The 20,020-nt window shown below is 66.9% G+C and carries 16 protein-coding genes, 1 tRNA gene and 1 pseudogene; 10 read left to right on the top strand and 8 right to left on the bottom strand.

Features of this window, described 5'->3' with window-relative positions; all coding sequences use genetic code 11:
* The first annotated feature begins 321 nt into the window (after nucleotides 1-321).
* The 3 genes from GT354_RS24945 to GT354_RS24955 all read left to right on the top strand — a co-directional run bounded on the left by GT354_RS24945 (nucleotide 322) and on the right by GT354_RS24955 (nucleotide 4,174).
* Nucleotides 322-954 carry a hypothetical protein gene (locus GT354_RS24945; protein ID WP_161358609.1) on the top strand — a complete coding sequence of 211 codons (633 nt, stop codon included), beginning with the start codon at nucleotides 322-324 and terminating at the stop codon, nucleotides 952-954.
* 987 nt (nucleotides 955-1,941) lie between these two features.
* Nucleotides 1,942-3,072, top strand: a complete 1,131-nt coding sequence (locus tag GT354_RS24950; RefSeq protein WP_161358610.1) for a hypothetical protein — start codon at nucleotides 1,942-1,944, stop codon at nucleotides 3,070-3,072.
* A 184-nt stretch (nucleotides 3,073-3,256) separates the two neighbouring features.
* Nucleotides 3,257-4,174: an aminoglycoside phosphotransferase family protein gene (locus GT354_RS24955; RefSeq protein ID WP_161358611.1), complete on the top strand. Its 918-nt coding sequence runs from the start codon at nucleotides 3,257-3,259 to the stop codon at nucleotides 4,172-4,174.
* Between the two features lie 8 nt (nucleotides 4,175-4,182).
* Here GT354_RS24955 and GT354_RS24960 read toward each other — a convergent pair whose 3' ends face one another.
* Nucleotides 4,183-5,562 (bottom strand): hypothetical protein, encoded by a 1,380-nt coding sequence (locus GT354_RS24960; RefSeq protein ID WP_161358612.1) that lies wholly within the window; start codon nucleotides 5,560-5,562, stop codon nucleotides 4,183-4,185.
* Between the two features lie 218 nt (nucleotides 5,563-5,780).
* On the opposite strand from GT354_RS24960, the gene GT354_RS24965 reads away from it, so the two are divergent.
* From GT354_RS24965 to GT354_RS24980, 4 genes and pseudogenes are all read left to right on the top strand, one after another.
* A complete protein-coding gene (locus tag GT354_RS24965) occupies nucleotides 5,781-6,275 on the top strand; it encodes a hypothetical protein (RefSeq protein ID WP_161358613.1) in 495 nt (164 codons plus the stop codon).
* Nucleotides 6,265-6,510 (top strand): hypothetical protein, encoded by a 246-nt coding sequence (locus GT354_RS24970; protein WP_161358614.1) that lies wholly within the window; start codon nucleotides 6,265-6,267, stop codon nucleotides 6,508-6,510. Before GT354_RS24965 ends, GT354_RS24970 begins: the two co-directional genes overlap by 11 nt.
* 13 nt (nucleotides 6,511-6,523) lie before the next feature.
* Nucleotides 6,524-6,829 carry a hypothetical protein gene (locus tag GT354_RS54465; protein ID WP_237535424.1) on the top strand — a complete coding sequence of 102 codons (306 nt, stop codon included), beginning with the start codon at nucleotides 6,524-6,526 and terminating at the stop codon, nucleotides 6,827-6,829.
* A gap of 205 nt (nucleotides 6,830-7,034) precedes the next feature.
* Nucleotides 7,035-7,202 (top strand): annotated as a pseudogene (locus GT354_RS24980) (excisionase family DNA-binding protein); the annotation flags it as partial.
* A 525-nt stretch (nucleotides 7,203-7,727) separates the two neighbouring features.
* Here GT354_RS24980 and GT354_RS54470 read toward each other — a convergent pair.
* Nucleotides 7,728-7,997 carry a hypothetical protein gene (locus tag GT354_RS54470; RefSeq protein ID WP_237535425.1) on the bottom strand — a complete coding sequence of 90 codons (270 nt, stop codon included), beginning with the start codon at nucleotides 7,995-7,997 and terminating at the stop codon, nucleotides 7,728-7,730.
* Nucleotides 7,998-8,420: 423 nt separating this feature from the next.
* Nucleotides 8,421-8,491 (bottom strand) — tRNA-Gly (locus GT354_RS24990).
* A gap of 118 nt (nucleotides 8,492-8,609) precedes the next feature.
* On the opposite strand from GT354_RS24990, the gene dcd reads away from it, so the two are divergent.
* Nucleotides 8,610-9,197, top strand: coding sequence for a dCTP deaminase (dcd, locus tag GT354_RS24995; RefSeq protein WP_161358616.1), 588 nt, complete (start codon nucleotides 8,610-8,612; stop codon nucleotides 9,195-9,197).
* A 126-nt stretch (nucleotides 9,198-9,323) separates the two neighbouring features.
* Nucleotides 9,324-9,821 carry a phosphoribosyltransferase gene (locus tag GT354_RS25000; RefSeq protein WP_161358617.1) on the top strand — a complete coding sequence of 166 codons (498 nt, stop codon included), beginning with the start codon at nucleotides 9,324-9,326 and terminating at the stop codon, nucleotides 9,819-9,821.
* On the opposite strand, the gene GT354_RS25005 is transcribed toward GT354_RS25000, so the two are convergent.
* From GT354_RS25005 to clpB, 4 genes are all read right to left on the bottom strand, one after another.
* On the bottom strand, nucleotides 9,797-10,411 hold the full coding sequence (locus GT354_RS25005) for a bifunctional DNA primase/polymerase (protein WP_161358618.1): 615 nt from the start codon (nucleotides 10,409-10,411) through the stop codon (nucleotides 9,797-9,799). The two genes, GT354_RS25000 and GT354_RS25005, sit on opposite strands and share 25 nt — an antisense overlap.
* Before the next feature lie 306 nt (nucleotides 10,412-10,717).
* On the bottom strand, nucleotides 10,718-11,677 hold the full coding sequence (locus GT354_RS55905) for a Yip1 family protein (protein WP_161358619.1): 960 nt from the start codon (nucleotides 11,675-11,677) through the stop codon (nucleotides 10,718-10,720).
* A gap of 256 nt (nucleotides 11,678-11,933) precedes the next feature.
* The gene (locus GT354_RS25015) at nucleotides 11,934-14,162 is read right to left on the bottom strand and encodes a heterodisulfide reductase-related iron-sulfur binding cluster (protein ID WP_161358620.1); all 2,229 of its coding nucleotides are present in this window, start codon (nucleotides 14,160-14,162) and stop codon (nucleotides 11,934-11,936) included.
* A 358-nt stretch (nucleotides 14,163-14,520) separates the two neighbouring features.
* On the bottom strand, nucleotides 14,521-17,220 hold the full coding sequence (gene clpB / locus GT354_RS25020) for an ATP-dependent chaperone ClpB (protein WP_237535426.1): 2,700 nt from the start codon (nucleotides 17,218-17,220) through the stop codon (nucleotides 14,521-14,523).
* 178 nt (nucleotides 17,221-17,398) lie between these two features.
* On the opposite strand from clpB, the gene GT354_RS25025 reads away from it, so the two are divergent.
* Nucleotides 17,399-18,064, top strand: coding sequence for a nucleoside/nucleotide kinase family protein (locus GT354_RS25025; RefSeq protein ID WP_161358621.1), 666 nt, complete (start codon nucleotides 17,399-17,401; stop codon nucleotides 18,062-18,064).
* Between the two features lie 53 nt (nucleotides 18,065-18,117).
* On the opposite strand, the gene GT354_RS25030 is transcribed toward GT354_RS25025, so the two are convergent.
* Nucleotides 18,118-19,956 (bottom strand): TIGR03767 family metallophosphoesterase, encoded by a 1,839-nt coding sequence (locus tag GT354_RS25030; protein WP_161358622.1) that lies wholly within the window; start codon nucleotides 19,954-19,956, stop codon nucleotides 18,118-18,120.
* Between the last annotated feature and the right edge of the window lie 64 nt (nucleotides 19,957-20,020).

Here is a 20,020-nt window from a genome sequence, read left to right on the forward strand (position 1 = left end):
TCCGGCACGGCTCCGGCACGCCAGGCGTAGCGGGCCCGGGAACGACGAAGGCCCAGTCCACGGATCATGTCCGTGACCTGGGCCTTCTCACACGAGCGGGCGACGAGAATCGAACTCGCGTTCTAAGCTTGGGAAGCGCCGTTCCCGCAATGCTCGCGAACGCACCCTGACCAGCTCCGCATTCTCGCCTGCGTTGCCGGCTCGACGGTCCGCCAGTACCCCCTGATGACCGCAGATCCCAGCCCGTTCCGGCACGCATCTGGCACGGGCGAGGCCCGGTTTCTCTTGCCGCAGCGCTGATGAAACTGAGAACGTGCTTGAGTGAGTGCTTGGGGGAATTTCGCAATCCAGACCGCTGGGCCCCTGTTAGGCGTTCTTGTCGGCGGCGCGATTGCGGCGATGGTGGCGCGCTGGCAGACGGCCAAGACTCTGACCACGCAAGCCTGGTTGGCATCGAGCCAGCAACTTGCGGACGCACGGTTGGCACGAGCAGAACGAGATCACGAGCGAGCCGTCAATGCATCTAATCGGCTCCTGGAACGGCTGGCGGACCTCTACTCCTGGCTGCCTTCCCTGCCGGACGTCTCCGAGGACGTACCCAGGCTGAGTCCTCAAGCCCGCGAAAACTGCTCGACGGCGCTGGCAAGCATTCGGCGCGGGATGCATACGGAGATCTTCTTGATCCCGGAGCCTGCTGCGCGCGAGCGCTATCGCATTCTGGTGCAACTCGCCTACGACGTCGCGTGGCGTGGGGTAGGTCGAGGTAATCATGAGCGCCAAATAAGAGACGTCACAAACTACCTGCGCTACGTGCAGCACTCCCTTGAAGCCGTCATCGAGGGAAAGCCTCTACCTGAGTTGGCTTCTCCGCCGGTACTGGATCGGGCTGACCCCACTGCGTGGCAGCCCCCAAACCTTCCCCCTCACTGGGGTGATCCGGCGGACGGCAATTAGACCAGATGACAGAGCTACGCACATGGTTCCGGAGCGGGTGTGAGCGCCTTCCCAAAACCGCCGTCTGACCTGCACAGGAACGCATCGGGAGCCCACCAAATCCCAAGATCATTACACGCATGCTGCACAACCAGTCAGCTGCCCCCAAAACCCAACCAAGGAACCCGGTCCACGGCATGCCGGGGACCGGGTGGCATGCCGTGGCTTATGCGCGCGGGTCACGCAACCCGACCAATAACCCGGGTGTTCGGCAACCGCGACCCGCCCTCCAAGGCCCAGCACCAACGTCCGTCCTACGCAACGAGTGCGCCCCGGTCGCGGCCAAAGGTCGCGTCGCCGGCCCCCAGCCGGCTCGCAGCGCAGCTGCGAACTCCTGTCCGCATCCGGTTAGTTGCTGGCTGCGGAAGACCTAGCTTGGAAGGCTTGCCCGCGATCTTGCTTGCAACCTGGGCAAGCCCCCACGTTGCGCGGGACGTTCGCTCATCCCCTGAGTGCCCGTCAGACCCCCTGGGCCGCGCCCCGTTCTGGTGCGCATCTGGTGCGGGTGTCGGACTTGCCTCTTTCCGCAAGTGGGTGGTTGGTCTCGGGGTTCCCTCCCGGACAGGGCGAGAATGAGGCTACTCTGCGCGATCCGACAGACAGCAGAGAGCCACGATTGCGAAGACCACGCAACCAATGGTCCGCAGGTCATCTGTGCTTCGCTCTTGTGCGACGGCCGCAAGTAGAACGGCCATCGTGACGTAGGACCAACTGCGATGTTTGTGCTGGCCTTCGGGACTATTCATGTGTCACTCGCTTGTCACTTCATGGTGGATGAACAACTTCCCCAAGGAAACCCGTCCGGCGAAGAGCATGCGAGCTGATCGGACGACTTCGGTATTCTCCGGACATATATCAAGGCGTTGACCTAGGATGTTGCCTGTCCTCCGGACGTGCTCGGACGTCCTCGGACATGGCCGGACAGAGTCGGACACTCAGAAGCAGGGGATGTCGATGGTTGGAAGCATTGCCGCACAGTTACAGGATCTGCGAATCCGTGCAGGCAATCCTTCAATTCGGCTCATTGCACAGCTTACTTCTAAGCGGGGAAGGCGCCACGCAATGGCTCGTTCGACAATTCAAGACAAACTCGGGGGTCGGAGTCCGGTAAATCTCTCCGAGGCTTTATCCATCATCGAAGCATTTGCGGATTACGCGATCTCGATCGGAGCACCTCTTTCTGAGCAAGAGATCGACTCGCACCTCTGGCGCGAGAGGATTTCTGCGCAGCCGGGAGTAAAGACAAAAGAAGAATTATCGGTCAGGGCATTGGTAGTTCCTGAATCGATACCGATAGCTTGGGATTTGCATCCGTTTCGCATGGCTGGCATGGATGATTTGGTGCACTTGATTGAGACCTCAAAAGATGCACCGATTGCGAACTGGCTGCCGGACGTGATTGCCACAATGAGACAAGCACAGATGACCATCGCAGAAATGCTGGAACGAGCCGCTCGCGATCATCCGCGAGGTATCGTTCAGACTGCTGCTGCCTTGAATAAAAGATTCCCACCGCGCATTTCAGGGGAACCCTGGAATCAGACTGTTCGGGTCGATGGCGCGGTGAACGCTTTTTTGAGGAACGCCGCGAGATTCTATGGCGTTGAGGCTGCTCCAATTATTGTCGCTGGTCTGCGACTGGCAGAGGCGAGCGAGTGTGTCAACTGTTTTGAAGTGTCGATAGGTTCGTGGCACCTTCCCGGGGGCATTTATAGGTGCATCGAGAATCTTCGGAAAGCCGGATTTCCCAATGATGCAAACTCTGTGCTCACTGCAGTCGGGGAAAGCCGTAAGTCGGATCGCATCCTGGAAGTCTTGGTCTTTTTTGCCGAGAAGGGAGCTGTGAGCGATGTCGTGATAATTCTTAAAGGCATCGGGAGCGGAGGGCCTGGCAATATGGCTGCGGTAATCAATGGGATGGAGGTCACTAATTACAAGAATATTGACTCCGCCGTACAAGAGATGATCCGTGGAATTCCCTACAACAAGCACTCTGACTATGCGCAATTCTTTGCTGCCGTGGGACGTCAGGAGATTGCAGATCGGGTGATGCTCGCAAGGGATGAGCCTCCGTTCTGATACACCTACGGCAGGCCGCTTGGGGACGCGCCGTGACCGGCGGCCACGCCGCATGCGCGGCGTGGCCCCGGGCGGCGTGCGTAGCGCGTCGCCCTTGATCTAGTAGAGCCAAATTCGGCAGTGGTGCGTTGAGTTGCGCTGGATGATTGGCAGGTCGGAGGCTCATTGCGGGTAGCTTCGCGGTATGGCGGATGGCGGGGTGTCTGGAGCCGGTGGGGCGTTCACTGCGGAGCATGCTCGGGAGGTGTTGGGCTCGGCTTGTGCTGTGGCCGGGCTGAGTGCTGAGGGGGCGTCCTTGTTGCGGCTTGGGGAGAACGCCGTTTTTCGGTTGGGTGAGCCGGTTGTGGTGCGGGTGGCTCGGTCTTCGGAGCGACTTGGTGAGCATGAGCGGACTGTGGCTGCGGCTCGGTGGCTCGCTGAGGTGGGGTTCCCGGCGGTGCAGGTTGTGTCGCGGGTTCGGCAGCCGCTCGTGGTCGATGGGCGAGTGGTGACGTTCTGGGAACTCGTGGCCGAAGAGGAGCGGTTCGCGGGTGTCGTGCCGCTGGCTGAGTTGCTGCGGCGGTTGCATTGGTTGGAGGAGCCTGCCTCGTTGGGGTTGCCGTATCTGGAGCCGTTGGCGGCGACCTGGGGGCGGATCGACGCCGCGGCGGGGCTGGGTGACGGTGATCGGGCGTTTCTTCGGCAGCGGGCCGAGCAGGTGCGGAAGCGGTACGACGCTTTGGAGTTTGTGCTTCCGTTCGGACTGGTGCACGGGGACGCGAACGTCGGGAACGCGCTCGTTGATGAGGCTGGGCGGGCGGTGCTCATCGACTTGGATGGGTTCGCGCTGGGGCCTCGGGAGTGGGACTTGGTCCTGACCGCGTTGTACTACGAGCGGTACGGGTGGCACACCCGGGCCGAGTACGACGCGTTCGTGAACGCGTACGGGTTCGATGTCATGAACTGGTACGGCTACCCGGTCCTGGCGGACGTGCGTGAGTTGATGATGACCGTGTGGCTGACGCAGAACATGACCGGTGACGCCGACGTCACGGCGGAGGTCGAGCGGCGCATCTCGGATCTGCGGTCCGGTGGGGACCGACACGGCTGGAAGCCGTTCTAGAGACTGGGTCAGCCTGCGGCTTGCTGCCACATGCGGTAGCCGGCGGCCTCTTCCAGGAATTCGGCAACTGTGGTTGAGGCGCTGTGGGCGTCCAGCTTCTTGCGGAAAGCGGCCAAGTAGGAGACGCACCGGGCGGACTTGAGTTGGCGGCCGATGGTCAGGGCGTTCAACGCCGTTCGGCATGCGCGTTCGGGTTCGTCGGCGGTGAGGTGGGCTTCGGCCAGGACCATGGTCGCGAAGAAGTCGCTGCGGATGTAGCGGCCGTCCGTGCCGCCGAGACACAGTTCCGCGTAAGTGGTGGCCTGTTGGGCCTGGCGCATGTCGCGGAAGCAGTGGCCGAGTTCGGCGGACAGCTCCGCTTGGTCGAAGTAGCCGATCCACTCCGGGTCTTCGCCCGGGTTGTTGCGCTCGAAGATCGTGGTGGCCCGGGTCAGGGCGGCGTTGCAGGCTGCGTGGTCGCCGAGGCGGGAAAGGGCTCGGGCTTCCATCGCGAGGAACTGGGCGGTCAGAGTCGGGGTCGCGTGCCCTGTGGTGCCCAGTTGCGCGGCGCGGGCGAGGTTGGCGGCCTCGGTGAAGCGGCCGAGGTAGGTGGCCTGATGGCTCATCGCCGACAGGATGCTCCCGGCGAGACGGCGGTCCTCCGCGGTCTGGGCAAGGCGCAGGGCTTGGATGAAGTAGCGCTGGGCCAACCCGTGGTGGCCGCTGTCGTAGCTCATCCACGCGGCGAGCAGGGTGGCTTCGGCGACCGTGGCGAACAGAGCGCGGCCTACGGGCTCCGTGCTGCGGGCGGTCAGTAACTCGGCAACGTCGCCGTCCAGGTATTGGATCAAGGCTCGGCGGCCGTGTCCGCCTCCGAAGCGGTTGTCCAGATCGGCGTACACGTCGACGGTCGCGCGGACGGTTTCGACGTCTGAGGCACCCACTTGTACGGGCGTTCGGGAATTCGGCAACTGCTCTCGTCGGTCGGAAACCAGCCACGCGAGCGGAGCCGCGTTCCAGGCAGCCGGATCGGGGGACAGGCCCTGCACGTCGCTGTCCGGTGAAAGGTCCGCGTGCCACAACGCCGTTAGGGTCTCGACTCCATCTGCGGGCGTGGTGGGGTAGGCCGTTCCCGGGGCTTCCGGCATGGCCGGGACTTCGGCCAACCCCAGACGGTGGGCCGGTTCGCCGTAGACCTTCGTCAGGAGCGCGACGTAGTCGGCCGGATAGGTCTGGCCGTTCTCCCACCGGGCGATGCTCCGCAACAGTGATGTGTCGGTTGGCAGCGATCGCCCTTCCTGCGCGGCGGCTTGGCGCAGGGCGTAGATGAGCCGCGGCTTCTTCCAACCGCGCCGGTCACGGGCAGCGCGTAGAAGATCGGCTTGATACGGCGTGGTGCCGGACACCACGAATCGCCTCCCCAGAAGCGGCGCCAGATCCAGTCATCATGCTCGCGCATACGAAGTGTCGTCAAAGGGTCGCAATCAGTTGATCACGCAGGAGGGATGACGCGAGGTGGCAAGGCGTGTCATCCCCTGTCACCCCTTGCCGTCTGCCTCGGACCGCTGCTGCCGGCGCACCTTGGTGATGTCCGGTCGGAGCGACCGGCGAACTTGGGGAGATGAACATGACGCTTCGACAGGAGAGTGAGTCCGCTGGCGCATGGCTGCTTGCGGCCATCAGCAACGCTGAGGCGGCACAACACCCTCGCGAACCGCGGGTGTGGGCAGCTGGCCATGTCTTCGACGCTGTCGTTGTTGCGGACCGGTTGGGTGTCGAAGCCGTGGACTGGTACCGGCGCCTCGGTACCGAGGCGCCGCCGTGCGCGATCGACCACTACGCACGGAAGGTCGCCTTCCTCATCGCGCCGGTCGGAGAGCCTTTCTTCGCGGGTGTGTTGACGGTGCTGCGCGGAGACCTGCCGTACCGATACCTCTCGACCGGCGGATACCTGATCGTTCCGGGCCCCGGGGTCGAGACAGGCGATCGATACCAATGGCTCAACAAACCGGCCGAAGAGTCCATCCTCGACCGTGACAGCGTCGCAATGCTCGCCGGCCACCTGCTCATCGCATCCCGCAACCTTTCCGCCGCAGCCGAAGGCACCGACGATGCAGGGTGACCCGGACGCGGCCTCCTGGTCGCCTATCGACACCACGGCTTGGTACCAAGCGCGGTCTGCCGTCGCAGCCTTGCGGGACGTCCTGATCGCCGCCGGCCTCGCCGAGCACTTCCCCCACCTGCGCGCGGACGTTAACGCGTTCGGGCACGGCTTCGTCGAACTCGGCCGCACGACACCGGAAGCCGCTCATCGACTCGCCGAACTCCTTGCCGCGGCTACGACCGACCCCACCTGAAGGGAGAACCGCCATGCGCCCCGCCCCTGACAACGCCCGCGCCTGCGCACCGCCTGCCGAAGAACTGCGCGCCAGCATCCCCTACGTCCGTGGCCGGCGCACGGCCAACAACGCCACGCTCGAACTCGCCGCACGGCTGACGACCGCCGGCCTGGTCGACGGCTTCGGAGCGCTCAAGGCGGAAGTGAACGTCCACGGTGACGGCCTGGTCAACCTCGGCCCCATCCCTGCCGACGCAGTCCACCGCCTTGCCACGCTCCTCGCCAATGGCCTCTGCGCCGAGCTCGGCCACTTGGCCGCACACGACGAAGCCGCCTGATCCTCAACGCATCACCCGACCGAATTCGGCAACGGCCGCCACAGGCCGCCTCGCACCGACCAAACGCCCAACGGTGCCGAGACAAGACAGCCGAGGGTCCCCTCTCATACAGGCCCCATCAGGAAGCGACTTGACCGCCCTGACCTGCGAGGGGAGTTGATCCCGTGATCAACAAGACCGGACGGCTCCTGACCGTCCCCCAACCGCCGACCGGCTCAACGTCGGCGAGCGCTTCGTCCGTCGCCTCATTGCAGAGCGACGCATCACCTTCGTTCGGATCGGCCGCCACGTCCGCATACCGACGGACGCGGTCGAAGCCCTCATCTCAGCCGGACGCGTCGAATCCGACACGACGCACAGCCAGGCCGCTTGATGCCCAACAACAAAGGAAGGCGTCGTCGCTTCGGCGCGGTCCGGCAACTGCCGTCCAAGAAGTGGCAAACGCGGTACCCAGACCCGACCAGCAAGTTGATCAACCCGGACCGGACCTTCGTCACCAAGACTGCCGCTGAAGAGTGGCTGACCGACACCGAGTCGGAGATGCGGCGCGGCGACTGGGTCGACCCACGCGGCGACACGGTCTTCGGTACGTTCGCCACGGCCTGGATCAAGGAGCGGCCGAACCTCCGGCCGTGCTCTCGTGAGCTGTACAGCATCCTGCTCCGACTTCACCTGAAGCCCACGTTCGGCAACGCGGCACTCTCGGCGATCAAGGAAGCCGACGTGCGCCGCCGGCGTGCCACGCGCCTGGAAGGCGGCCTTGGCCTGTCCCCCACCGCCAAGGCGTACCGACTCATGCGCCCAGTCATGAACACCGCCGTGGACGACGGCCTGATCGGCCGGAACCCCTGCCGTATCAAGGGTGGAGGCGACGAGAAGGCCCCGGAGCGGCCGACCCTCACCATCGGACAGGTTCTTCGCCCTCGGGGACGGTGTAGGTCCCCGCTACCGAGCCCTCGTCCTCCTCGCCGCCTTCGGCTCCCTGCGCTGGGGCGAACTTGCCGCTCTCCGACGCGATCACGTGGACCTCGACGCGGGCACGATCCGCATCGACGTCTCCGCCATCGAAATGAGCAACGGAAAGCGTGTCACCGGCCCGCCGAAGTCGGCCGCCGGCAAGCGAACCGTCACTATCCCCGCGCCGATCCTCCTCGACCTGCGTCGGCACATGAAGTGGTTCGCCGAGAAGGAGTCGGACGGCCTGTTCTTCGTCGGCCCGAAGGGTGCGGCCCTACGCCGCTGCAACTTCACCGGGTGTGCGACGCGGGAGCCGTCACCTCGGCGTGACCGATATTCACTTCCACGATCCACGCCATACCGGGAACGTCCTCGCCGCCGAGACCCGCGCCACTCTCCGAGAGCCGATGGACCGCATGGGGCAGTCAACGTCCTGCGCAGCCCTGATCCACCAACACGCCCGCGCCGACCAAGACCAGGCCACCACCAAACGCAACCGCGAAGCGGATCAAGAAGCCCCCGCCCCGAGATCATCGCCAGTCCGGCACGGCTCCGGCACGCCAGGCGTAGCGGGCCCGGGAACGACGAAGGCCCAGTCCACGGATCATGTCCGTGACCTGGGCCTTCTCACACGAGCGGGCGACGAGAATCGAACTCGCGTTCTAAGCTTGGGAAGCTCATGTTCTACCATTAAACTACGCCCGCAGACGGACGCCCTTTGGGCGGCCTGCCCCGTCACTCTACCGGATGGGTCGGCGTGGTTGCAGCCAGGATTCGCGGGACCGTTTGGGTGGATCAGGGCGGCTGCGATTACCCTTTCTCCGTGCTTCTATCGGACAAAGACATTCGCGCGGAGATCGACCGCGGTCGGGTTCGGATCGACCCCTACGAGCCGGCCATGGTTCAGCCGTCGAGTGTGGACGTCCGACTTGATCGGTTTTTTCGGGTCTTCGAAAATCACAAGTATCCCCACATCGACCCGGCGATCGAGCAGCCGGACCTGACTCGGATGATCGAGCCGCCCGAGGGCGAACCGTTCATCCTGCACCCCGGTGAGTTCGCGTTGGGATCGACGTACGAGGTCGTCTCGCTGCCGGACGACGTGGCGTCTCGACTTGAGGGCAAGAGTTCGCTCGGGCGGCTCGGGCTGCTGACGCACTCGACGGCCGGGTTCATCGATCCCGGGTTCTCGGGGCACGTCACGCTCGAACTCTCGAACGCCGCGACGCTGCCCATCAAGCTGTGGCCGGGGATGAAGATCGGCCAGTTGTGCATGTTTCGGCTGTCCTCGCCCGCCGAGTTCCCCTACGGGTCCTCGGTGTACGGGTCGCGCTACCAGGGGCAGCGTGGGCCCACGCCCTCGCGTTCGTTCCAGAACTTTCATCGGACGGACGTGCGCGGCGAGCGCTAGTCGGTGCTCGGCCCGACGCGGTGCCGACCGGCCGGGCCGGTCCCCGGGCCCGGTCCCGGTTCCGCCCCGCTCCCGTTTCCCCATCCGGCCACAGGCGCCGAGAACAGCAGATAGGCATACCCGGACATGAGCGAAGTGCGCGAAAACCTCACCTGGCCCCTCTTCGGCCAGGCCACGCGTGAGCTGGCCACTCAGGTGGCGAACGACGGGTACGAGCCCGACATCATCCTGTCGATCGCCCGCGGTGGGGTGTTCGCGGCCGGCGCGCTCGCGTACGCGCTCGACGTCAAGAACCTGCACCTGGTCAACGTCGAGTTCTACACCGGCATCGGCACCACGCTCGACATGCCGGTCATGCTCGCGCCGGTGCCCGACGTGGTCGACTTCTCCAACAAGAAGGTGCTGATCGCGGACGACGTCGCCGACACCGGCAAGACGTTGCTGCTCGTGCGGGACTTCTGCGAGGGCAACGTCGCCGAGGTGCGCTGCGCGGTCGTCTACGAGAAGCCGCAGTCGCTCGTGAAGTGCGAGTACGTGTGGAAGCACACCGACGACTGGATCAACTTCCCGTGGTCCGTGCTGCCGCCCGTCGTACAGCGTCAGGGCCAGGTCCTCGACGCCTGAGTGCTGAACCGGATCAACGCGCCCAGGACGTCGACCGCGCCCGGCAGGCCGCGTTCGATCGGGTCGGGCGGCACCGCCCACCGGGTCAGCCCCCCGCACGCGGTGGAGGACGGCGGAGCCGGTACGAAGTGGCCCACCGCGTGATGGCGGACGTCGAACCGGGCCCGGTCGTTGTGGTCGACCGTGTACCAGTACAGGTTGCGCGCGCCTGGGTTGACCAGGAACAACAGCCGCTCGCTGGGTAGATGCAGGACCGGCCCCGACGGCAGGCCGAGCAGTTCCAGTTGGCGGATCGCCGCGTAGCCGACCGCGGCCGGCGCGTCCAGTACGTCGAACTCCAGGCCGCTCGCGAGCAGGACCGTGTACGGCTTGTTGCCCCACCACTCCCATACGTCGTCGGTGGACCGCGTGGCCCGGGTCAGACCCGGTTCGGCGGCGGGATGCGCGCCCGGATCGGGGCACTCGGCGTCTCCGCACGAGCAGCGGCCGTCCTCGACATACGCGCCGGGGAGTACCGGCCACCCCCGATCCACGACGTAGAAGAGAGCCGCCGCCTGGAGCGCGGCGCGGGTGCGTTGCCGCACAAGCATGTCCGATCCGTTCCTCACGACTTCCGCGACCTCGACGAGATGTCGGGTGCGGATACGTGTACTGCTACGAGTACACCGCCGGGAACGGTCGCGGAGAAGATCCGCAACGCGGCTTCACCGTGCCGCTTGTGGTCCGGGTGGTCCACTGCCGGCACGGTTCGGCCGCGGACTGACGTTGCGTCAGGTGTCGTTCAGTCGGAGATCACGTCGCGATTCGCATCCGCGGCGTGATCCGCGTCGCGATCACCGCGTCGTGATGCGTGTCGCGATGTGCTTCGCGATCGACGATGGGACTCGCGACACGACTCACGACGTGAGTGGGAGCTTGAGGACCAGGAGCAGCGCGATCAGTTCGACCGCGACGCAGCCGAGCGCGCGCGGCCATGGCAGTTCGTGCACCCGAATCATCAGCGCGGTCAGCAGCCAGGCCGTCAGCACGAAGGACGCGATGCCGATGCCCGCCACGATGGGGTTGTCGTCGGGCGCGAACATCGCCACAAGCAGGCGCGGCGCGTCCGCGATCCAGACCACGAGCATCGACAGCGTGATGAACGGCATGGGCGAGCCGTTGCCGCCGAACTGGGTGGCCAGCGCGTGTGACACGAGGCCCAGCAGCGCGCAGAACGCCGGGACCATGACGATGACCATGCCGAGCGCGGGCACGCTCGTGCCGAGTGTCGAGTCGACGATCTCCTTGCGGGAGGCGTCGTTGGCCAGCAACGCCAGTACGCCGCCGATCGCGGACATGATCAGGGCCGGCCACCACGCCGCCTGGTCGCGGACCTCGTCCATGGTGCGCAGCGGGCGCACGACGAGGCCGCTCAGGATCTCTTTCCAGTGCAGGTATCGCGGCGGCGGCGCGTTGTACTGCGGCGGCGCCTGCTGCCGGTAGGGCTGCGGCGGGACCGCGGGCGTGACCGAGGTGTACTCCTCGGGCGGCGCGCCGTAGACGTAGATGCTTGTCTCGTCCGGAAGCGACAGCGGGCCGTAGCTCTGGTCGCCACCCGAACCGCCCGAACCGCCCGGCCCACCCGAGCCGCCTTGCCCGCCCTGCGGCGGCGGTGGGCCCTGTTGCCCGTAACCCTGCGGCGGAGGCGGCGGAACCTGCTGCCCGTAGCCGTGCGAAGGCGGCGGTGGAACCGGCTGCCCGTAACCCGGTTGGCCACCGTACTGATTGCCGTAAGCCCCGCCCTGCTGAGGTGGGTAACCCTGGCCGGCAGGCGGGGGCTGTTGCCGGTACGGGTCGTAGGGTCCATTGCCAGTCACACCAATGACGGTACCGGCTGTAGGAGCTGTGGTGTCGTCCCGGAACGGTCGTAATTCAGGCACAAAACCGGGCCGGGAAGCGGGACGAAACGCCGGGCGAGACCCAGGTCGACCCTCGGTACGACCCCCAGGACGACCCTCAGTACGACCCCCAGCCTCTCGCAAACGCCGATCGCCGCCGGCCCCACCGGGACCGACGGCGATCAACAACGTCTCGACCTACCTACCTACTTACCTACCAAGCGAGCGAGCGATCTCACTTCGCCTCGGCGTCCTCCAAGACCTCCTCGGCCGCAGGCGGCTCCGGCAGCTTGACCGACTGAAGCAGGAGTTGCGCGACGTCGACGACCCGCAGGTCCTCCTTCGCCTCGCCCGCCTGCTTCTTGGCGTTGATCGAGTCGGTGAACATCACGAGGCAGAACGGGCACGCGGTGGAGACGATGTCGGGATTCAGCGACAGCGCCTCGTCCATGCGCTCGTTGTTGATCCGCTTGCCGATCCGCTCTTCCATCCACATCCGCGCACCGCCGGCGCCGCAGCAGAAGCCGCGCTCCTTGTGGCGGTGCATCTCCTCGTTTCGCAGACCCGGCACGCGCGCGATGATCTCGCGCGGGGGCGTGTAGATCTTGTTGTGCCGACCGAGGTAGCAGGGGTCGTGGTAGGTCACCAGGCCGTCGACGGGGCCGACCGGCAACAGCCTGCCCTCGTCGAGCAGGTGCTGGAGCAACTGCGTGTGGTGGATGACCTCGAAGTGGCCCTCCAACTGCGGATACTCGTTGGCCAGCGTGTTGAAGCAGTGCGGGCACGTGGTGACGATGCGCTTCTTCGGCGCGTCCTCCAGCGCGGCGTTGAGCGTCTCGACGTTTTGCGCCGCGAGCATCTGGAAGACGACCTCGGAGCCGAGTCGGCGCGCCGAGTCACCGGTGCAGGACTCCTCCTTGCCGAGGATTCCGTACTTCACGCCGGCGATGTCGAGCAGCTCGGCGAAAGCCTTCGTGGTCTTCTTCGGGCCGTCGGCGAGCGCGCCCGCGCAGCCGACCCAGTACAGGTACTCCAGCTCGGCGGGCTCGATGTCCTGCCCGACGATCGGGACCTCGATGCCGGTGGCCTTCTTGAGCTCCTTGACCCAGTCGAGCCGGGCCTTGGTGGCCACGCCCCACGGGTTGCCCTTGTTCTCCAGGCCCTTGAGCATCGTTGCCGCCTCGGAGGGGAACGCGCTTTCGATCAGTACCTGGTAGCGGCGCATGTCGACGATGTGGTCGACGTGTTCGATGTCCACCGGGCACTGCTCGACGCACGCGCCGCAGGTCGTACACGACCACAGCACGTCCGGGTCGATGACGCCGTTTTCCTCGGCGGTGCCGATCAGCGGGCGCTCGGCCTCGGCCAGCGCCGCGGCCGGGACCTTGGCGAGCTGCTCCGGGGTGGCCTTCTCGTTGCCCTCTTCGTCCTTGCCACCACCGGCGAGGAGGTACGGCGCCTTGGCGTAGGCGTGCTCGCGCAGCGACATGATCAGCAGCTTCGGGGACAGCGGCTTGCCGGTGTTCCACGCGGGGCACTGCGACTGGCAACGCCCGCACTCGGTGCAGGTGGAGAAGTCGAGCAGGCCCTTCCAGGAGAAGTGCTCGATCTGGCTGACGCCGAAGACCGCGTCGTCCTTGGGGTCCTCGAAGTCGATGACCTCGCCGCCGGACGTCATCGGCTGGAGCGCGCCGAGCGCGACCGCGCCGTCGGCGTTGCGCTTGAAGTAGATGTTGAAGAACGCCAGGAACCGGTGCCAGGCCACACCCATGGTCGGGTTGAGGCCGATGGTGATCGCCCACGCCATCGAGATCACGATCTTGATCGTCGCGACGAGGTAGATCAGGTTCTCGAGCGAGCCCTCGGAAAGGCCGCCGAACGCGGATACCAGCGGGTAGCTGACCCAGTAGCCGGGCTCGTACGCGTCGACTCCCGCGAGCGCGCCCTCGAGGCCGCGCAGCAGCATGATGCAGACGCCGACCGAGCCGACGACGAACTCGACGAAGTACGCCTGGCCGAAGTTGGATCCGGCGAACCGGCTCTTGCGGCCGGCCCGACGCGGGTGGGTCAGCTGACGGATCGCGATCAGCACCAGGATGCCGACGATGGTCATCAGGCCCATGAACTCGCTGAAGACCTCGAACACGTCCCAGTGCCCGAGTCCCCACAGCGCGAACTCGGGCGAGAACAGCTGCCCGTACGCGTTGACCAGGGTCAGGAACAGGGCGCCGAAGCCGACCATGACGAACCAGTGCGCGGCGCCGACGATGCCCCAACGGAGCATGCGGGTGTGGCCGACCGTCTCGGTGAGCATCGTGCCCAGACGCTTGCCGGCCTCACTGGTCCGGCCGCGGACGGGCTGCCCGAGTTTGACGAACGAGAAGATGTAAGCGGCGGTTCTCCCGAGAAGGGCGAACCCGATCACGCTGATGACCAGCGAGATCACGATCGCTGCGAGCTGCATGGGCGTTCGGCTCCTCCGGTGGGACGTCCCTTCCGGGGCGTGTATCGGCCGACAGCGTACGGCCGTGCGGGCATCTTACCCACTGGTAACTTAACCACTACAGGGATGATATCTGTCACGCCGACGCTACCGGCTTGGGGGTTTTTGTCCCCGTCGTCCGGCGCTGGGCGATCTTGTCTTGTCGCGCGGATCACCACGCGGATCACCACCTGGATCACCACGCGGATCACCGCCCGGCCACCCGCGCGGCAGACGCTCCGCCATTTGTATGACGCACCGTCAGATCCGTACCCCGCATGCTCCCACGTCATGACGCCGGGACCTCAAAGAGGTCCCGGCGTCACGGTTTTCCACCCGATCAGAGCGTCTTCGTCGGCTGCCCGCCCGGCTGCCCACCCGGCTGCCCGGACTGCCCGCCGGCCTGCCCGCCAGGCTGCGATCCGGCCTCCCGCCCGGCCCGCCCGCTCGGCTCGACGGCCAGCGTGTCACCCGCCTCGTCGAGGTCGACCACGACCGTGTCGCCGTCCGCGACCTCGCCCGCGAGCAGTTCGCGGGCGAGCTTGTCGCCGATCGCGGTCTGGATCAGCCGGCGCAACGGCCGCGCTCCGTACGCCGGGTCGTATCCGGTCAGCGCGAGCCACTCACGAGCCGCGTCGGTCACCGTCAGGGTGATCCGGCGGTCCTTGAGCCGGGCGCCGAGCCGGTCCACCTGGAGGCCGACGATGTGCGCGAGTTCGGCCGTGTCGAGCGCGTCGAAGAGCACGATGTCGTCGAGCCGGTTGAGGAACTCCGGCTTGAACGAGGTCCGGACGACCTCCATCACCAGGTCCCGCTGCTGCTGCGTGGTGAGGGCGGGGTCCACCAGATACTGCGAGCCCAGGTTCGAGGTCAGGATCAGCACCACGTTGCGGAAGTCGACCGTGCGTCCCTGACCGTCCGTCAGGCGCCCGTCGTCGAGCACCTGGAGCAGGACGTCGAACACCTCGGGGTGGGCCTTCTCGACCTCGTCGAGCAGCACCACCGAGTAGGGCCGACGGCGCACGGCCTCGGTGAGCTGGCCGCCCTCCTCGTAGCCGACGTAACCGGGCGGGGCACCGACCAGGCGAGCCACCGAGTGCTTCTCGGCGTACTCCGACATGTCGATCCGCACCATCGCGCGCTCGTCGTCGAACAGGAAGTCGGCGAGCGACTTGGCCAACTCGGTCTTGCCTACGCCGGTGGGGCCCAGGAACAGGAACGAGCCGGTCGGGCGATCCGGGTCGGCGATGCCCGAGCGGGCCCGGCGCACCGCGTCGGAGACCGTCCCCACGGCGGCCTTCTGGCCGATCAGCCGGCGGCCGAGTTGCTCCTCCATGCGCAGGAGCTTGCCGCGCTCGCCCTCCAGCAGGCGACCGGCCGGGATGCCGGTCCAGGACGAGACCACGTCGGCCACGTCGTCGGGGCCGACCTCCTCCTTGACCATCGCGGGACCGTTGTCGCCCTGGTCGCTCTCGCTCGCGGCCGCCTCGGCCAATTCGCGCTCCAGCGTCGGGATCTGCCCGTACATCAGCTTCGACGCCGTCTCGAAATCGCCGTCGCGCTGGGCCCGCTCGGCCTCGCCGCGGGCCGCGTCCAGTCGCTCCTTGAGCTCGCCGACCCGGTTGAGGCCCGCCTTCTCCTGCTGCCAGCGCGCGGTCAGCCCGCTGAGCTGTTCCTGCTTGTCCGCGAGGTCCTTGCGCAGCCGCTCCAGGCGATCACGGCTGGCCGCGTCGGTCTCCTTGGACAGCGCCATCTCCTCCATCCGCAGCCGGTCGACCGCGCGTTGCAGCTCGTCGATCTCGACCGGGGAGGAGTCGATCTCCATCCGCAGGCGCGACGCGGCCTCGTCGACGAGGTCGATGGCCTTGTCGGGAAGGAAGCGCGCGGTGATGTAGCGGTCGGACAAGGTGGCCGCGGCGACCAGGGCGGAGTCGGCGATCTGGACCTTGTGGTGGGCCTCGTAGCGGCTCTTGAGCCCGCGCAGGATCGCGATCGAGTCCTCGACGCTCGGCTCGCCCACGAAGACCTGCTGGAAGCGGCGCTCCAGGGCCGGGTCCTTCTCGATGTGCTTGCGGTACTCGTCGAGCGTGGTCGCGCCGACCAGGCGCAGTTCGCCGCGCGCGAGCATCGGCTTGAGCATGTTGCCCGCGTCCATCGTGCTGTCACCGGTGGCGCCGGCGCCCACGACGGTGTGCAGTTCGTCGATGAACGTGACGACCTGGCCGTCGCTTTGCTTGATCTCGTTCAGCACGGCCTTGAGCCGTTCCTCGAACTCGCCGCGATACTTGGCGCCGGCGACCATCGCGCCCAGGTCGAGCGAGACGAGCTTCTTGTCCCGCAGCGACTCGGGCACGTCGCCCGCGACGATGCGGCGCGCGAGGCCCTCGACCACGGCGGTCTTGCCCACGCCGGGCTCGCCGATCAGGACGGGGTTGTTCTTGGTTCGCCTCGACAGCACCTGGACCACGCGCCGGATCTCCGAGTCGCGGCCGATCACCGGGTCGAGCTTGCCCGCCCGGGCCTCCTCGGTGAGATCGCGGCCGTACTTCTCCAGCGCCTGGTAGGTGCTCTCCGGGTCCTGCGAGGTCACGCGCGTGCTGCCGCGGACCGCCTTGAAGGAGTCGAGCAGTGCCTGCGGGCCGGCGCCCGCGTTGCGCAGCGCCTCGGCGATCGGGCCGGTGCGCCCGGACGCGAGGCCGACCAGAAGATGCTCGGTGGACACGAACATGTCGCCGAGCTTGTCGGCCTGCTTCTCCGCCTCGTCCAGGGCGAGCATCGTCTCGCGCGCGAGCTGCGGAGCGGCCACCGTTGAGCCGGACGCGCTCGGCAGGCGTTCCGAGATATGTGCCGTCTCGACCTTGAGCAGGGGTACGTCGACACCGGCCGCGCCGAGCAGCGGGATCGCGATCCCCTCGGGCTGCTCGAGCAACGCGAGCAGCAGATGCGCGGGCTCCACCTGGGGGTGTCCCGCGGCGGCAGCCTTGCGGATGGCGACCGAAAGGGCCTCTTGGGCCTTGGTGGTGAGCTTTTGTGCATCCATGTGAGGTGTGCGACTCCTTCGCTGCGGGCACGCGCTGTCACGGCCATCATCCCGTCCGTGCCGCGTGTTCGGCGCACTCGACGGCGCGCCCGAACGGGCTACTTGATCGGGACAACGACAACTAAGTTGAGTCTATTCCACTCAACCATGCGTTGTCCGGGATGCCTAGACTGCGGACATGCCAGATGTGTCCGGTGCCCTCGAAACACTCGACGCGCTCGCGGATGCGGCTGTGCGGCTGATTCCCGAAGCGCCCGAGGCCGACCGTGTCGTGCTGGGCCTCGCGGGTCCGCCGGGAGCCGGCAAGTCCACCCTTGCGAGCCGGCTCGTGCGCGCGATCGAGGCGCGCGTGGGCCTCGGCACCGCCGCCTACGTCCCGCTCGACGGCTTCCACCTCTCCAACGTGCAGCTGAAGCGGATCGGCCGGCTGCACCGCAAGGGCGCGGTGGACACGTTCGACGTGTGGGGCTACGCGACGACGCTCGCGCGGGTGGTCCGCGAGGTCGACCACGACGTGTACGTGCCCGACTACGACCGCACGCTGCACGAGCCGATCGCGGCCCGGCACGTGGTCCGTCCCGGGACTCGGATGATCGTGACCGAGGGCAACTACCTGGCCCTGGACGAGCCCGGCTGGACCGAGGCCTACGGCCTGATGACGGAGGTCTGGTACGTGCACGCCTCCGACCGGGTGCGCGACGAACGGCTGACCAGACGCCAACGCCGGGGCGGCCGCAGCCCGGGGGAGGCGATGGCCTGGGTGGCCGGCAGCGACCGCCCCAACGGCGAACTCGTCAAACGCTCGAAATCACGCTGCGCCCGCATCGTCACGGTGGCCTGGTAGCCGACCCGCCGGAGCCCGCTCGTGTTCGACGAGCGTCGATTTCGCCGCCCGGGTCAGCCCGTGAGCCACGCGGGCGCCGGCACCAGGAGCTCCACGTTGCGGTCCTCCACCCGGCCGCGGCGACCGTCGACGGCCGCGTCGGGGCGGTCGCGCTCCTGCCAGTCGTTGCCCGCCAGTTCGCGGGCGAGGGCGGCCAGGGCGAGCGGCGTGTCGAGCTTGCCGCCGTTGGACTCGGGGCCCGCCGAGTCGACGATCGTGCCGAAGATCGAGACCGTGCCGTTCTTGTTGTCGGCGAGCTCCACGATCCGCGCCTGCGACGGCCAGTCGATGTGCGACGCCGTGTTGACCTCCCAGAAGCCGCCGGGTGCCGCGCTGCCCGCCGGGCGGGGATGGGCCTTCACGGCGTTGTCGTGGGTGTGCCCGTTGACCCACAGCACGACGTTGGGAAAGCGCAGGAGCAGGGCCTGTACCTGCGGGCCCAGGACGCGCGCGGGCTGACCGTCGGGGACGGTCTTGTTGACCATCGTGGCCAGGGTGTGGTGGCTGAACAGGACGAACAGCCTGTCCTGGCCGGTGCCCTGGACGACCTTGCCCTGCTCGTCGAGGTAGCTCGAACTGCCCCTGGTCAACTGCTCGTTCAACCACGCGAACTGGACGGGGTCCAGGCAACCGGAGTCCAGGCCGTACTGGTTGACGGTGTCGAGGACGAGGCAACGCACGGCCGGGCCCTGGTCGAACGTGTAGTAGGCGGTGGCCTGGTCGACGTTTTGCTGCGAGAAGCCGTGGCCCTTGGGCAGGCCGGTGGTGTTGAAGTGCTCCTTGATCGTCTGCGCGCGGTCGACCAGGCGGCGGTCCGGGTCGGCGGTGACCTTGCGCTTGGGGCCGGCCATCAACGCGGCGAGCGCGTCGGGCTTGCCGGCTTGCAGGCCCAGCGCGAGCGTGACGAGGGTCTGGCCCGGGGATATGTCGAGCACCTTCTCGTCGCCGACCGCGACCTTGCTCAGCAGCTCACTGACCGGCAGGTTGCCCTGCACGAGACCGTCGTGGTTGCCGTACGCGGTGTACCACGGGGTCTTGAGGCCGGTCGCGTCGAACGGCCGGCGGCACGCGTCGAGCAGGCCGGGGACGGTCGGGTAGCCGTACTGGGCACGCGGGACGTCGTCCTTTTGGCCGGCGGGCGTGCCGTCGGGGTGCCAGTAGCGCTCGTGGTACGAGACCGCGTCCATCGGACCCTCGTACTTGTTGTGGTCACCCGAGTCGGGAGTGACCTTCTTGCCGCCGTCGAGCACGTCGATGTACCAACGCAGTTCGTTGAACTGGATGTTGTCGGTGTTGTCGCCGGTGCAGATGGTGAAGGCGAGCGCCTGACCCAGCGCCGGGCCCTTGCCTATCTTGTTGATCGACTGGACCATCGCCTCGGCGATCTGCGCGGTCAGCACCTCCTGCGGGCGGTAGGCCGACTGGAACGGCAGCAGCTTCGCGAACGGCTGGTCCTTGTCGCTGTGCCGGTCGAGGAAGTCCACCCGCGCGGTCGACTGCGAGTCCTGGATGTGTATGTCGGTGAACTGCGTGAAGGCGACCAGGGGTTGCCGCTTGGTCGCGTCGCCGGTCCCGGCCTCGGGGGCCAGTTCGTCGCGCAGCTTGTACGGCTCGCCGGGCCCCGCCACGATCTTGCGGTAGCCGCCAACGCCGGGCGGGCCGAACACGAGCGTGCGCTCCAGGGTCGTGCCCGCGGGAGCGGCCGGTCCCGCGTTCTGCTTCGGGCCGCCGGACTTGGGCGCGTCGGTCGGCTTGCGGTCGGGCTTGTCCTTGTCGTCGGTACAGGCTGCGACCCCCAGGAGTGCCGCGCTCGCGGCCGAGTACTTCAACAGGTCCCGACGATTCGGCTTCATGCGGTGACCCTAACGACGGGGATTGAGCCGGCTCAAGACGCTTTGGGATGAGACAGCACGACGA

This window comes from Streptomyces sp. SID3343 (genome assembly GCF_009865215.1).
In the GTDB taxonomy this organism is placed as follows: domain Bacteria; phylum Actinomycetota; class Actinomycetes; order Streptomycetales; family Streptomycetaceae; genus Embleya.

What these genes read in the sequence shown, in the direction of transcription:
- GT354_RS24950 (WP_161358610.1), top strand. Translation starts at nt 1,942, where the DNA reads ATGTCGATGGTTGGAAGCATTGCCGCACAGTTACAGGATCTGCGAATC.
- GT354_RS24955 (WP_161358611.1), top strand. Translation starts at nt 3,257, where the DNA reads ATGGCGGATGGCGGGGTGTCTGGAGCCGGTGGGGCGTTCACTGCGGAG.
- GT354_RS24965 (WP_161358613.1), top strand. Translation starts at nt 5,781, where the DNA reads ATGACGCTTCGACAGGAGAGTGAGTCCGCTGGCGCATGGCTGCTTGCG.
- GT354_RS24970 (WP_161358614.1), top strand. Translation starts at nt 6,265, where the DNA reads ATGCAGGGTGACCCGGACGCGGCCTCCTGGTCGCCTATCGACACCACG.
- GT354_RS54465 (WP_237535424.1), top strand. Translation starts at nt 6,524, where the DNA reads ATGCGCCCCGCCCCTGACAACGCCCGCGCCTGCGCACCGCCTGCCGAA.
- GT354_RS25000 (WP_161358617.1), top strand. Translation starts at nt 9,324, where the DNA reads ATGAGCGAAGTGCGCGAAAACCTCACCTGGCCCCTCTTCGGCCAGGCC.
- GT354_RS25005 (WP_161358618.1), bottom strand. Translation starts at nt 10,411, where the DNA reads ATGCTTGTGCGGCAACGCACCCGCGCCGCGCTCCAGGCGGCGGCTCTC.
- GT354_RS25015 (WP_161358620.1), bottom strand. Translation starts at nt 14,162, where the DNA reads ATGCAGCTCGCAGCGATCGTGATCTCGCTGGTCATCAGCGTGATCGGG.
- clpB (WP_237535426.1), bottom strand. Translation starts at nt 17,220, where the DNA reads ATGGATGCACAAAAGCTCACCACCAAGGCCCAAGAGGCCCTTTCGGTC.
- GT354_RS25025 (WP_161358621.1), top strand. Translation starts at nt 17,399, where the DNA reads ATGCCAGATGTGTCCGGTGCCCTCGAAACACTCGACGCGCTCGCGGAT.
- GT354_RS25030 (WP_161358622.1), bottom strand. Translation starts at nt 19,956, where the DNA reads ATGAAGCCGAATCGTCGGGACCTGTTGAAGTACTCGGCCGCGAGCGCG.